Raw genomic sequence first — 14,081 nt, 5'->3', positions numbered from 1 at the left:
ATGGTTTTGTGCGTTTATTTTCCTATGATAAACCAAAGATCAAAGTGCAAAAAATAAAAGCTGATGGCTTCAGTGGCTGGCTAAAATGTACGCATTGTAGCGAAATGATTCATGCCAATGAGTTGGGACAGAACTTTAATTGCTGTCCCAAATGTTCGTACCACTATCGGATTAGTGTTTCGGAACGGATAGCGCTGTTGGCAGATAAAGATTCATGGAATCCTTTATTTTCGGATTTACGTTCGCAAGACCCTTTGAATTTTGTTGATACAGATACTTATCCCAACCGTCTGGAGAAGGCTCGTAAAGATAATCCTGACAGCGAAGGGGTTTTAGTCGGGGTCTGTACAATCGGAAGTCATCCTGTTGCTTTAGCTGTTATGGATTTCAGTTTCATGGCTGGTTCCATGGGAGCTGTTGTGGGAGAGAAGCTTACTCGTTTGATAGAGAAGGCTATAGACTCTCGGTTGCCTGTTATCATTGTCTCTGCTTCAGGGGGAGCTAGGATGCAGGAGTCTGTTTTTTCCTTAATGCAGATGGCAAAAACATCTGCAGCTTTGGCTAAGTTACATGAAGCCAAGCTACCTTATATTTCTGTTTTGACAAACCCTACTTCTGGGGGAGTTACTGCTTCTTTTGCTTCTTTAGGAGATGTGATTATTGCAGAGCCTAAAGCTTTAATTTGTTTCGCTGGACCTCGAGTGGTATCTCAGGTGATAGGGGAAGATCTGCCAGAAGGAGCTCAAAAATCTGAATTCCTATTAGAACATGGGATGATTGATAAGGTAGTAGAGAGAAAACAGCTCAAAACAACTTTAGAAAGTTTGTTAAGTTTTTTCAGCTGTCAGGCATATTCTGGAGGCAAAGGTAATTGCCCCAGAGATATCTCTAAGACCCTTAAAGAGATTTTTTTGTTGACAGATGATAACGAATAAAAGATCATAGGAGGCTCTTCAAAAAGAGGGCCTTCTATGAAATTTTTCTGTAAATTGGAGTCTGGAAGCTCCTTACCCGAGTATGCTACTTCTGGAGCTTCTGGCGCAGATGTCCGTGCAAATATCAATGAGCCTATAGCTATTTTGCCAGGGCAGAGAGCCCTGATTCCTACTGGGATTTCTGTGGAAATCCCTCATGGGTACGAGATTCAAGTTCGTTCTCGTAGTGGATTAGCTAGCAAGTACGGCGTTATTGTTCTTCAATCTCCTGGAACTGTCGATGCAGATTATCGGGGAGAAATTCGGGTTATTTTAGCAAATCTTGGCGAAGCTACATTCATTGTAGAACCCGGAATGCGTATAGCACAGCTTGTTGTAGCAAAGGTTGAACAAGTGTCTTTTGTCGAAACTCAGGAAGAGTTAACCGCTACGGCGCGGGGAACCGGTGGATTTGGGCATACTGGGGAATGTTAAGATGACTTGCGTTGCTGACCATAAGCAAGCTGTTACTTTAAGTTCGTTACTTTCATCAGATTTAATCACTTTCTTACATTCAGATACTAGAGAAGATATCCTTTTTGAACTTTCGGAGCTAGCTGCCAGAGCTGGGTTACTGGAAGATAGGGAGGCTTTCTTTCGTGCTCTATTGGCAAGAGAGAATATTATGTCTACAGGTATCGGTATGGGAGTAGCTATTCCTCATGGGAAAATCGATGGGAGTGCAGATTTTTTTATTGCTCTAGGCATCCATTCAGAGGGTATTTTGTGGGATGCTATAGACGGGTTGTCTGTGCGGCTTGTTTTTCTTATTGGAGGGCCATCTGATGCCCCTTCGAAATATCTGAAACTGTTATCGGCATTAACACAATCTTTGCGAGATGAAGCCAGAAGATCACAACTCTTACAAGTGCAAACTGTTGAAGAAGTTATGAGTGTTTTTTCAGGAGTCTAGTTATGGATTTGCGATTAGATCAGTTAGCTGTATTATTGGATGTAGCAGAAGATTCTATCCGACAGTGGGTATCTTGTGGAGGAATCCCTAGTTACACGATTAACGATGAGTTGCGTTTCAATAGAGAAGAAGTGGAAGACTGGCTTATCCACAATCATGGGGTTATTCTAGATGAAAAACGAGAGGAAAAAGGGGAGTCCAAGGATTTGTCACTTAGATATAGCCTATATCGAGCTATTTATAGGGGAGGGGTTCTAAAAAATGTTCTTGTAGATAGTAAGGAAGGCGCCCTACGGTATGCTGCTCATTATATAGCTAATAAGTTCGAGTTGGATCCGGTAGTTCTATTCGAGATGCTTATGCATCGGGAAAGTCTTATGTCTACAGGTATCGGAGAGGGAATTGCTTTACCTCATGCTAAGGACTTCTTGATTAACGTTGGGTACGATATTATTGTTCCCGTTTTCTTATCTCAAAGCATTGAATATGGAGCGCTTGACGGTAAGCCTGTTGATACTCTGTTCTTCTTATTCGCTAATCAAGATAGAAATCATTTGAATCTTGTGAATAAAATCGTGCACTTAGGCATGTCTATTCAAGCTCGACTCTTTCTTAAGGAGCATCCGGATCAGCCACAGCTTTTAGCTTTTGTTAAAAATTGGGAAGCTCAAATTCATTAAGTTATCAATAAAAAAAGAATTGTACGTCCAAGTTGTGAAAAAAGCTTTAATGTTGCTATGGTGATCCCTAAGGTGGATCTAGGAGAAAGTGCCGTCATGATGGGTTACAAGCTTACTTCGCAACTTGCTATGCTTTCGATCTTATTGACTTTCACCCATACTATGGGTCATGCAAGTCAGATGAGCCAAACTCTTCCTACTATTATAGAAGCACAAGCGGAAGAGGCATTGCAGGCTGACAGGGGAGTTGCTGGACAGGCTCTTAAAAAACTTCGTAAAAAAAGATGTGCTTCTAGAAAATCTGCATGTAAGGCTTCTTTTAAGAAAAAGGATTTCTTTTCTTGTATTACAAATGGATTGTTCTCTGGAAATCATGAGCAGCGTTTAACTGCGAAAAAAGAGAACAAGGCTCGAGGTAAAGAGCCTCGAGTAGTGGTTCAAACGACTAAAAAACGACAAATAACTCAGTCTGAGAAAGAATTTTTCGATTGGCTATGTAATAGTAAAAGAGAAAGAAAGCTTCTCAAGAAAAAGCCTGTAAATACTTCTCTTGCTAAGAGTGAAGAATTGAGTCCTACAGAAGCAGCAATAGCTGCTGCTCGAGCTTCTCTTTCTCCAGAAGAAAAACGTCAATTGATTCGTGAGTGGTTAGCAGAAGAAAAGACTGCTCGTAAATCTGGGCGTGCGGCTTGTGCGGTAAGTGAGAATCTTAAAAGAGACGGAAGTATTACTTCTACATTGCGCTATGATGCGGAGAAAGCTTTGACTACACGTGTAAAACGCAATGAAAATTCTGTAAATGCTAGAGCAAGACAACGAGCCGCTCTTCAAAAAGCCAAGAAAGCAAAGACGGAGAAACCTGAGGCTGATGAGAAAGCTGCAGAAGCTGTTGCCGCAGCTCCAACCAAACAGGCGCATAAGGAGTCAGAGAATTACTTCGCAGCTACAGCTTCTACAAATAATACTAATGTTATGTCCTATCTAAATGCTCATCAATACCGTTGTGATTCTTCGGAGACGGACTGGCCTTGCTCTTCTTGTGTTACGAAACGCCGAGCTAACTTCGGTATTTCTGTATGTACTATGGTGGTTACCGTCATTGCTATGATCGTAGGAGCTGTTATCATTTCTAATGCTACAGACTCTACCGTTGCGGGCTCCTCGGGAACAGGAGGAGGAGGCTCAACGCAACCATAAAAAGGTTAGTCTTTCAGGAATATTTAGAGAAAAAGGAGAGCACAGCAACAGCTCTCCTTTTTCTTTTTGTCATTTATGAAGAACCGTTAGTGATTATCTAACAGGTATTGTGCTAGTTGTTGTAATTCAGAGAGGATGTTCAGAAGCCGGTGTGTTTCTTGATTCGCTCTAGCTAAATCCATCATGGCTACACTGGATTCATAAGATCTGTCTAGAGCATGCTTTTCTAGGACTGCGAATGATTTTTGTGCCGCCTTCAGTTCTTGACTCACTTTTTGGAGTGCAGCTTGACATTCTGAGGTTTTATAACTCATATAATCTTCTAAGAGGAGAGCTTGTTGCTCTTCATTGCAAGCTTCATGCACTCTCCACAAATCTTCTAATGCCAAGTTCTTTGTGGGTTTCCATATAGAGAATCTTTTGTCAGAGGTTTCGTCTTCCGTATAGAATTTTGACTTAGCGTCAGCTCGTCGTTTATTGGCAGCTTCTAGTCCTTTATTTATAATCTCCTGAAATTCAGAATTTGAATCATTTTCTGAGTCTAGAAGCTGCGATTCTTTAGTTTTAGCATTTTCGTCGTTATTAGGAATTGGGAATAAGTAAGCTCGTTTCTCTAATTGAGAACGGAGCGCCTCATCTTGTTGTAAAGATTTATTAAAGGCTGCGTTCAATATATCATATTGTTTTGTCAAATCTTCAATTTTTGCCTTAAGATTAGCGTGTTCAATAAAGAAGGGCTCGCTCCATCTAGCTGTGATGGCTTCATCTAATAGAGTTTCATGTAGATGTGATAGTAATTGATGCTGGTAATGAACCATAGAGGCCAAGACATCTGGGATAATGGTTTTTTGAATATCTTTAGCTAGTTGCTTTCTATTCAGAGGAGAATGTTCGAGCAAATACTTAATGCCCCGAATCATAAGGAAAGATGCCATCCCCAATGCTAAGGAAGATACTCCTATAACAGCGATAAAAGGCAGGCTAGGGGGAAGAAAGATGATAAGAGCAGCGACTCCAGCGAGAACTCCTAAGGATAAAGCGACTTTCAATACTGTATATAGTGTGCGGCTGGCATGACTTAGTGTATTGGCTTTGAGGGAAAAAACACCACCGGATTTTGGTAGCATCCTAATCATATTGGATGTGATTTGGGTCAGCAAACGATTCTTGTTAAGTAGAGGAGGGCTTAAATAGGGGGCATAACGCTCTTCTCCTCGATAAAAATGTTCTCTTAATCGAAGAAGAGAGAGCATTTTCGTAAAGCGATCGGAGATCTCTTCGATGGAGTGATTAATGGAATCGTATCTGGAACCAAGAACTTCTTTTAATAGTTTTTTTTCAGGAGCTTGAATAGTTAAGTCAATCTGAGACAACTGCTTATTTAGAGCATCTAAGGATGCCCATTGATTAAAATAAGAGGTGTCTGAGGTCAGGTAATTCACATGCTCGGTCGCATTATCTAACGGAAGCGACTCTTTTAGTTGTTTTTGTTTTCGTTGAGCCAGAGCCTTTTTTGCAGAACAGATAATGGTGGCAGCGGATAAGAGGCCAGACATTGCAGCAATTCCACCAATGACAGCAAGAGGAATGGCAGCTCCTCCCGCAGAGACGGCAATAACGCAGGCGACTACAGCGAGCAGAGATAGAGCTGCGAGGGCTATCCCCGTAATCCACATAGCTTTAGCAATTTGAGGATGCTTATCGGAGAACGAATGGTGAACTTCCAAAGGAAATGTTTTAGGCGTATGCCTAGGTTGATGAGCTCTAAAATAAACCATGAAAGAGATTTCCCCGTAACTGTGGTTATTATTTTAGAATAAATATTGTTTTTTACAACAATTAATGTTTAATTCTTTTTTTGAAAAATTGAATTGATTTGTCTTTTTGTAATTAAGATTTAAAAGAGGCGGCTTGAGAAATAGGTTTTTTTGATCCTGTTTTTTTGCTAACATGATGGCCCTTTGTAATGTGCAAACTTCAATAAACGAAAGCGTTTTCTGGGTTCATTGTGCGTAAAACTGTCATTGTTGCTATGTCTGGAGGAGTGGATTCCTCGGTTGTTGCTTATCTCTTAAAGAAGCAAGGGGAGTATAATGTTGTTGGGCTCTTCATGAAAAATTGGGGAGAGCAGGACGAGAATGGTGAGTGTACTGCAACCAAAGATTTTCGCGATGTAGAGCGGATCGCAGAACAATTGTCCATTCCATATTACACAGTTTCCTTTTCTAAGGAATATAAAGAGCGAGTGTTTTCTAGATTTCTAAGAGAATATGCGAACGGCTACACTCCCAATCCTGATGTGTTATGCAATCGAGAAATCAAATTTGATTTATTACAGAAGAAGGTACGTGAGCTAAAAGGTGATTTTTTAGCCACGGGACATTATTGTCGAGGAGGGGCTGATGGAACTGGTTTGTCCAGAGGAATAGACCCCAATAAAGACCAAAGTTATTTCTTATGTGGCACTCCTAAGGATGCTTTATCCAATGTACTTTTCCCCCTGGGAGGTGTGTATAAAACGGAGGTACGTCGAATTGCTCAAGAAGCTGGTTTAGCTACCGCCACAAAAAAAGATAGCACAGGGATTTGCTTCATTGGTAAACGGCCTTTTAAGAGTTTCCTTGAGCAGTTTGTAGCAGACTCTCCTGGAGACATTATTGATTTTGATACACAACAGGTAGTCGGCCGACATGAAGGAGCCCATTATTATACGATTGGACAGCGTCGAGGGTTAAACATAGGAGGAATGGAAAAGCCTTGTTATGTTCTTAGCAAGAATATGGAAAAGAATATTGTTTACATTGTAAGGGGTGAAGATCATCCTTTACTTTATCGACAAGAGCTTTTAGCTAAGGAACTTAATTGGTTTGTTCCCTTGCAGGAGCCTATGATCTGTAGTGCTAAAGTTCGGTACAGATCCCCTGACGAGAAATGTTCTGTATATCCTTTGGAAGATGGAACGGTAAAAGTGATTTTCGATGTCCCTGTGAAAGCTGTCACCCCTGGACAGACTGTAGCTTTCTACCAGGGGGACATTTGTTTAGGAGGAGGAGTGATTGAAGTGCCTATGATTCATCAGCTGTAATAGGCTCTGAGCCATCGCCTTCTATAGCTAAAGCAGAAACAGCTTCTTCTTCTCTTTCGAAAACAACGCGTTCTTCTGTGAGGCGCGCGCGTAATTTTCTAGCTTCTTGTCGGCAAGACTCTTTCAATAGCATTTCTGCCAAAGGATCCTCCAGATACTGCTCCACAACACGTCTTAAAGGTCGAGCTCCCATTTCTGGCGAATGCCCTTTAGTTACCAAAAAGGAAATCACTGAATCAGGAATATTAAGATCCATTTGATAGTTTTGTAAACGAGAGCCCAGCTTATTAATTTCTAGATGGATAATCTCTGAAAGAGCTTCTTTTTCAAGAGGCTTAAAGATAACACTCTCATCTAAACGGTTGATAAACTCGGGTTTTAAATGCTTCTTAACTGCAGCATCTATTTTCTCTTTAATAACTGCATAGTCCATGTGAGAACGAAGCCCAAACCCTATTTCACCACTTTTCCGAATTAAATCTGCTCCTAGGTTAGAAGTCATAATGATGATGGTATTACGAAAATCGATCTTACGTCCAAATGAGTCTGTTAAACGCCCTTGCTCCAAAATCTGAAGCATAAGGTCCATAATATCTGGATGTGCTTTTTCAATTTCATCAAACAACACAACACAGTAAGGGCGGCGACGGACTTGCTCTGTTAGATGACCCCCTTCCTCATGACCGACATATCCTGGAGGAGATCCCATCATCTTAGTGGCTGCAAATTTTTCCATGTACTCAGACATGTCCACTTGAATAAGAGAATCTTCTCCTCCAAACATCTCAATTGCGATTTGCTGCGCTAATAAAGTCTTCCCGACACCAGTTGGGCCCAAAAATAGGAAGGATCCCATAGGTCTATTAGGATCTTTGATGCCTGTTCTAGAACGACGGATAGCTCTACAGATACTAGCAACAGCTTGACTTTGGCCGATTACTTTCTTTTGTAGAGTCGTTTCTAAGGTTAAAAGTTTTTCGCTTTCAGCTTCTGTTAAACGAGCTGCAGGAATTCCTGTTTGTACGGAAACTACTTGTGCAACAGCTTCTTCATCAACGGGAACTTGATGTTCTTCCTTATTGGACTCCCACTGTTGTTTCATATTTCCTAATTTTTCTCTTAACTTCTTCTCTTCATCACGAAGGCTAGCAGCTTTTTCGTATTCCTGAGTTCCGATAGCTTGCTCTTTAGCTTGTTTTGTTTTTTCTATCTCAGCTTCTAGACGCACCAGGTCCGAAGGTTGTCCCATCGTATTGACTCGTACACGAGCTCCAGCTTCATCCAAGAGGTCAATTGCTTTATCAGGAAGAAATCGACCATGAACATATTGGTCAGAGAGTTTAGCTGCAGCAACTAGTGCTTCATCAGTGATGAAGACATTGTGATGCTCTTCGTATTTTTTCTTTAAACCTCTGAGAATTTCTACTGTTTCATCGACGCTAGGAGGTTGAACAACGATTTTTTGGAACCGACGTTCTAAAGCGGCATCTTTTTCTATATGTTTACGGTATTCATCTAGGGTCGTAGCGCCAATGCACTGAATTTCTCCTCGAGCTAGAGCTGGTTTTAGAATATGAGAAGCATCGATAGCTCCTTCAGCAGCTCCTGCACCAACAATCGTGTGAAGCTCATCAATAAATAAGAGGATGTTCCCATGTTTACGAACTTCATCCATCACAGCTTTGATGCGTTCTTCAAACTGCCCTCTGTATTTGGTTCCTGCAATCATTAGAGCCAAATCTAAAGTGATCAAGCGTTTTTTACGAAGAGCTTCAGGAACTTCTCCTGAGACAATTTTCTGAGCGAGGCCTTCTACAATGGCTGTTTTCCCTACTCCAGCTTCTCCAACTAAGACTGGGTTATTTTTTCTTCGACGACAAAGAATTAAAATTAATCGTTCGACTTCTGCAGAACGCCCGATCACTGGATCGAGGCGCGATTCTTTAAACATTTCTGTTAAGTCGTAACCGTACGCCTTCAAAGCTGAAAGTTTTTCAGGTTTATCTCCGCCCAAAGTATGACCTCCTAAAGGAGAAGAAGATTTCGAAGAAGAAGAGCTATTAGTATTTCTAGGAGTGATGGAGGAAGAGGGGGGGAGTTGTAAATTAAATGTTTCTAATTCTTTTAAAATCTCTTTTCGGATTTCTTTAGGATCCACGTGCAAATTTTCTAATACTTGCAAAGCCACTCCATCGGATTGATTGAGAATACCTAACAAAAGATGTTCAGTTCCAACATAATTGTGTTCTAAAAGAGCAGCTTCTTCATTAGCGGATTCAAAAGATTTCTTCACTCTTCCAGTAAGAGCTGGATCTCCGTAAACTTGAATCTCGGGGCCATAGCCAATCAGCCTTTCTACTTCGTGCTTTGCTGTATCGAAGTCAACACCAAGAGTGCGTAATACATTAACAGCCACACCCTGGCCTAATTTTAGTAATCCTAACAAGATGTGCTCGGTTCCTAGATAGTTGTGATTGAGTCGTTGAGCCTCTTTTTTCGCCAACTTAATCACTTGCTTTGCGCGATTGGTAAACTTCTCAAACATAAAAACCTGAATGGCAAGGTGGAATATTTTTCAAGCATATACGACATTTATGATAATGATGCAACTTTTCGTAAAGGGAAAGGAATTGGGAGATTAAAGCACTTTTTATAGCAGACTTTTTTTAAATTTTTAGAAGCTTTTTTAGAGTCAGGCATTATTTATTTTATTAGATCACTGTTCTGATGTAATATGTTTCCGTGAAATAAACGGGAGAAGTTGTTCTCTGTCTGTTTATTTAGAATGGTTATAGATATTTATTGAATAATGAGAACGCGTGTCATTGATTCTATTAGAGGAACTCCTAAAGATCTCATGCAAAAGGATCGTTTGCTTCTAGACTCTTTAAGAAAGGGAGAAGTCATTCTTCATTTGTATGAGTGGGAAGGGATTTTCCCTTTGACTTATGGATGCTTTATTAAGCCTGAGAGATTCTTAAAGGCTAACTGGGAATCTTTAGGAGTAAGCGCTGCAAGTCGTCCGACAGGTGGTGGTGTTACATTTCATAATAGTGATTACGCGTTCTCGCTTCTGGTGTCTTCAGAACATCCCTTATATCAAGACTCTATCCTGGCGAACTATCATACGGTCAATCGTTTTGTTCTGAAGACAATCAATAAATTATTTGGATTGGAAGGTTCGTTATCACCCATTGAAGTATCGACTGATCGAGCAGAGTCTTCTAATTTTTGTGTGGCAAAAACTTCTAAATACGACGTTCTTATAGGAAATAGAAAAGTAGGAGGAGCGGCTCAAAGGTCTGTGAAACAAGGCTTTTTGCATCAGGGCTCTATCTTTCTATCTGGTAATTCTCTTGATTTCTATCGAAATATTTTGCTTCCAGACCTTGTGGATAAGATCGGACCTGAGATAGAGAAGAGTGCTTTTTTCCCATTAGGGATGGAAGCATCCTCAACAGTATTAAAAGAAGTTAGAAAAGAGGTTAAAGACTCTTTGATGCGGATCTTTATGCAGGAGGGGATTTAATAAGGATGAAAATGGCTTTTTTACGGAAAATATTTGTATTTGTAGCTTGTGTTGTCTCGTTGAATGGTTTTGCACACACTATAGCTATTCCGGATGGAGACAAAAAAGCTAAGGTTCTTATTCATGATAACGGCTATGAAATGTACGAACACCTGTTGGCCGCTATTAGTAGTGCTAAATATACTGTAGAATTGTGTCCTTGTTTAGCAGGAGGAGAGATTTTATCCACAGTTCTTCAGCGCTTGGAGCAGCGTATGGAAGAAGTGCCTGCGCTTGTAAGCTACATATTGGTCCAACCTACATGTATTGATGATAATGATCGGAAGAATTTAAAAACTCTGCAAGAAAATTATCCTGACAGGTTTTTCTACCTGTTTTCAGATTGGCCACCGTATTGTAATGTATTTTTCCCTAACGTGACAGAGTCGCATACTAAGTTGTCCATTGTTGATGGGAAGTACATTTTTATCGGAGGTTCAAATTTAGAGGATCTTCAATGTTCTAAAGGGGATGTGGATTTAGAAGTCTCTGATTCCCCTCGTGCTGTGATAGGAGGAGTGCTTCGGCCTTCAGCTATGCGAGATCAAGATGTAACGATTGTCTCGGAAGAATATGGAGCATTGCTGAGAAAAGAATTTTGTGCTCACTATGCTTTGTGGAAGGATTTCACTCAAAAACTATGGTTAAACAAAAAATTAGATGATTTTAGAGGCATTGATCCAATCAATCTTTCTATAGAAAAAGCTAGATCCTCTTTCTGTGCTATGATTGAGACGAGCCTTTGTGCTGTATCTGTACCTTTAGATAAAATGCATTTTATCTTTTCCGGACCGGATGAATCGAACAACACGATTGCTGAAGAATATGTTCGGCTGATTAACCAAGCTCAACATTCTATCCGGATAGCGCAGATGTTTTTTATTCCGGTAGCGAAAATATATGATAGTCTCATGGCTGCTTGCTGGGATAGAGGCGTAGAAATCTATTTAGTAACCAATGGGAGAACGGATCGGAGTCCCGAAATCACTAGAAGCTATGCTTGGGGAAATCGAATTAATTATTTCCCATTGACTTTCGGTTCTCGGCCGCTTTTGTGGGAACGCTTTTTGTATTCTCCCAGTCGAGCCTCTATGAAGTTTTATGTGAGCGAGTTTTATGTAGCTAATACACAACTGCATAAAAAGTGCATGCTTGTAGATGATCATATTTTAGTTATAGGCAGTTACAATTTTGGAAAGAAGAGTAACGATTGCGATTACGAATGCATTGTGGTGATTGATTCAAAAGAAGCAGTCTCTAAAGCTCAGGTAGTATTTGAAAAAGATTTGCGACTTTCTAAATCAGTGACTCATGATGACATTATAAACTGGTATTTTGATCCTGTACATTATTGTTTAGGGTACTTAGAACAGAGATACATGCCATCTTAACTCTTCTAATAGGGAGGGAGGATCTGTACAGATCCTCCCTTCGGTCTTTGTCCATGAAAACTTGATAATAATCTTATGCAACAAGTACCATGAGATATTCTAGAGGGATCTCTTTCTCTCTTCGTAAAGGAATTCTGTAGAAGTAGTTTTCCTTTTTTTTCTTAAAAGGATTGTTCTCAAAAAAGAAGGGTCTCTTGTTAGCATTTTTTAACAAGCATCAAAAGAAGTTTATCGGACTAGTTATCGCTGGCGTTTGTTTATCTGGAGTTGGCGTAGGCGTTGGTCAAACCGTTAAGAAAACAAACAAATTAGGATCTGGTAAAACAGTCTATAGAACTCCTTTGGGTAGGAAATATTCTGAAAAAGAATTCCTTCTTTTGAAACATTTTTTATCCAATGAAGCCTATCCTTTTACAGGGAATCCTAGGGAGTGGAATTTTCTTAATGAGGGTTTGTTAACCGAGCGTTTCCTAACGAATAAGTTAGGGGAAAAGATCTTCCTGAGTATATACAAGTCTGGATTTCCAGCTTTTGATAAAGAGAGGAGTTACGAAGGGTATCGGCGATTCGATGCTCCTTTTATTTCTTCAGAAGAAGTTTGGAAATCTTCCGCGCCTCAATTACGAGAGGCTTTCCATATATTCCAGCAATTGACTGATCCAGTCTCTCCAGAAGGGTTTGCTGCTCGAGTAAGGCTGTTCTTAGAAGAAAAAAAATTCCCTCACTACGTTCTTAGACAAATGCTGGAATATCGTCGTCAGATGTTCAATCTTCCAGTCGACAATTCTTTGGTTCAAGGTCGTGATTTACGTCTATTCGGATATAAAAATGTGAAAGATTGGTTTGGGGATAAGTACATTTCTTCTGTTACAGAGGCAATGTTATGTTTTATAGATGAGCAAAAAAAGAAGGTTGGGATGCCTTCCTTAAAAGAAGCTCGCCAAGATTTTTATGATAAGGCGCAACATGCATTTGCTAGACTGAGTAAACATGCTGAGTTCAATTTAACATTCGAGCAGCTAGTGGCCTCTTTTTATGCTTTTATGGGGGTAGAAGAGTCTGATTTTCTCAGTATGTATCGAGAAATTTTGTTATATAAGAAAGCTCTTTTATCTCTAGAAGGGGCTGTGAGTTTCGATTACTATCCTTTGCAGAAGTTCTTTTCTATGGGGAAAGATTCGGTATCTGTGGAGTTATTCCATTTACCGGATAGTTTAGTTTTCAAGGACAAAGAAGATTTAGAAGCTTTTGAGACCTACCTCCATTTAACAGCTTTTCCTTCCGCTCACGTTTTAGATGTTCCCACAAAAGCCTTTCCAATAGAAAGGGTACGACGTAAAGCCGAGTGTCTGGTTGGGAAACGTTTCGCTGTTTCTTATCAGAGCGTAAAACTATCGGATCTAGAAAAATATGTGCCGATGTCTCAAGTCTACCAGTGGTATCAAAATCCTGAAAACTTTGAAGAAATTGTATTAGAATTTCCAGAGTTAGAAACCAGTTCTTCTCTACGCGATATCTTAAATTTGAGACCAGCTATTGTAGAGAAAGCCCATTCCTATGTAAGAAAAGCAATTCTTCGTGCAGATCCAGAGCGGATTCAATCTGAATTAGCTAAGAAAGAGCGGCAAGAGGAAGAACTTTTCTTGTCTATAGGTAAGGATCATGTGTTACCAGGTATTCAGAACGGTGTTCGTTTAGCTAATGTGCTGATGCAACAAGATTCTGTAGATAGCTATACTCAAGATAATGAACATTTCTATTCCATTAGTGTAATCAGTCGCGCAGATAAGGATGAGGTTTTGCCGTATAAAGAAGTTTTGCGCAAAGGGCTAAAGAAAGTTCTATTAGAGAAATACAAAGCAGAAGAGCGCATTAGTCGTGTTTTGACGCATCTGCAAGAAGCTTTTCCAAATAGTCAGGGCCAGGATTTATATCAGAGACGTTTAGTTAGATTTGTCAAAGCTTTCCAAACAGGAAAATTAGCGCAGGGAGATCTTTTTTGGGGACTAGAGAAAACTATGAAGACGTTTTCTAGAGGTGATCAGGGGGCCCCTCAAGAGTTCGAAGATATGTTTGCCTTAAAAGAAGGTCAAGTATCCGATGTGTTATTCGATTTGGATAAAGGCCCTTTCTATTACACTGCTATTTCCAAGTCTTGTTGTGATTATCCAGTAAGCCTAGATAAGCTATTATTTGCTAAAAGTCACTTGAATGAGGAATTTTTAAGACCCTATTTGGAAGAAGTTTTTTTTCACAACCCTAGTTAAAGGATT

At 40.1% G+C, this 14,081-nt stretch carries 11 protein-coding genes; 9 read left to right on the top strand and 2 right to left on the bottom strand.

The annotated features are described in order from the left end of the window. Positions 1-8 precede the first annotated feature (8 nt). From accD to CTA_RS01540, 5 genes are read left to right on the top strand one after another with little or no spacing between them, the layout of a single operon-like run. Positions 9-935 (top strand): acetyl-CoA carboxylase, carboxyltransferase subunit beta, encoded by a 927-nt coding sequence (accD, locus tag CTA_RS01560; protein ID WP_009871641.1) that lies wholly within the window; start codon positions 9-11, stop codon positions 933-935. A 36-nt stretch (positions 936-971) separates the two neighbouring features. Further along, entirely contained in the window at positions 972-1,409 is a 438-nt protein-coding gene (gene dut / locus CTA_RS01555; RefSeq protein WP_009871640.1) for a dUTP diphosphatase, read from the top strand. A 1-nt stretch (position 1,410) separates the two neighbouring features. After that, on the top strand, positions 1,411-1,887 hold the full coding sequence (locus CTA_RS01550) for a PTS sugar transporter subunit IIA (RefSeq protein ID WP_009871639.1): 477 nt from the start codon (positions 1,411-1,413) through the stop codon (positions 1,885-1,887). 2 nt (positions 1,888-1,889) lie between these two features. Then, a complete protein-coding gene (locus tag CTA_RS01545) occupies positions 1,890-2,567 on the top strand; it encodes a PTS sugar transporter subunit IIA (RefSeq protein WP_009871638.1) in 678 nt (225 codons plus the stop codon). Positions 2,568-2,624: 57 nt separating this feature from the next. Continuing rightward, entirely contained in the window at positions 2,625-3,764 is a 1,140-nt protein-coding gene (locus tag CTA_RS01540) for a hypothetical protein (protein ID WP_011324673.1), read from the top strand. An 86-nt stretch (positions 3,765-3,850) separates the two neighbouring features. On the opposite strand, the gene CTA_RS01535 is transcribed toward CTA_RS01540, so the two are convergent. Further along, a complete protein-coding gene (locus CTA_RS01535; RefSeq protein ID WP_011324672.1) occupies positions 3,851-5,542 on the bottom strand; it encodes an inclusion membrane protein IncM in 1,692 nt (563 codons plus the stop codon). Positions 5,543-5,772: 230 nt separating this feature from the next. On the opposite strand from CTA_RS01535, the gene mnmA reads away from it, so the two are divergent. After that, on the top strand, positions 5,773-6,849 hold the full coding sequence (mnmA, locus tag CTA_RS01530) for a tRNA 2-thiouridine(34) synthase MnmA (protein WP_011324671.1): 1,077 nt from the start codon (positions 5,773-5,775) through the stop codon (positions 6,847-6,849). On the opposite strand, the gene CTA_RS01525 is transcribed toward mnmA, so the two are convergent. Next, positions 6,830-9,394 (bottom strand): ATP-dependent Clp protease ATP-binding subunit, encoded by a 2,565-nt coding sequence (locus CTA_RS01525; protein ID WP_011324670.1) that lies wholly within the window; start codon positions 9,392-9,394, stop codon positions 6,830-6,832. The genes mnmA and CTA_RS01525 overlap by 20 nt on opposite strands. A 264-nt stretch (positions 9,395-9,658) precedes the next feature. On the opposite strand from CTA_RS01525, the gene CTA_RS01520 reads away from it, so the two are divergent. The 3 genes from CTA_RS01520 (at position 9,659) to CTA_RS01510 (ending at position 14,075) form a co-directional block, all read left to right on the top strand. Beyond that, on the top strand, positions 9,659-10,378 hold the full coding sequence (locus CTA_RS01520) for a lipoate--protein ligase family protein (protein WP_009871632.1): 720 nt from the start codon (positions 9,659-9,661) through the stop codon (positions 10,376-10,378). Positions 10,379-10,383: 5 nt separating this feature from the next. Then, entirely contained in the window at positions 10,384-11,808 is a 1,425-nt protein-coding gene (locus CTA_RS01515; RefSeq protein ID WP_009871631.1) for a phospholipase D-like domain-containing protein, read from the top strand. 170 nt (positions 11,809-11,978) lie between these two features. Beyond that, on the top strand, positions 11,979-14,075 hold the full coding sequence (locus CTA_RS01510; RefSeq protein WP_011324669.1) for a hypothetical protein: 2,097 nt from the start codon (positions 11,979-11,981) through the stop codon (positions 14,073-14,075). Positions 14,076-14,081: the final 6 nt, after the last annotated feature.

This window comes from Chlamydia trachomatis A/HAR-13 (assembly GCF_000012125.1).
Taxonomy (GTDB): domain Bacteria; phylum Chlamydiota; class Chlamydiia; order Chlamydiales; family Chlamydiaceae; genus Chlamydia; species Chlamydia trachomatis.
The sequence above is the reverse complement of the archived record's forward strand: the minus strand, read 5'-3'. Positions and strand labels throughout refer to the sequence as shown.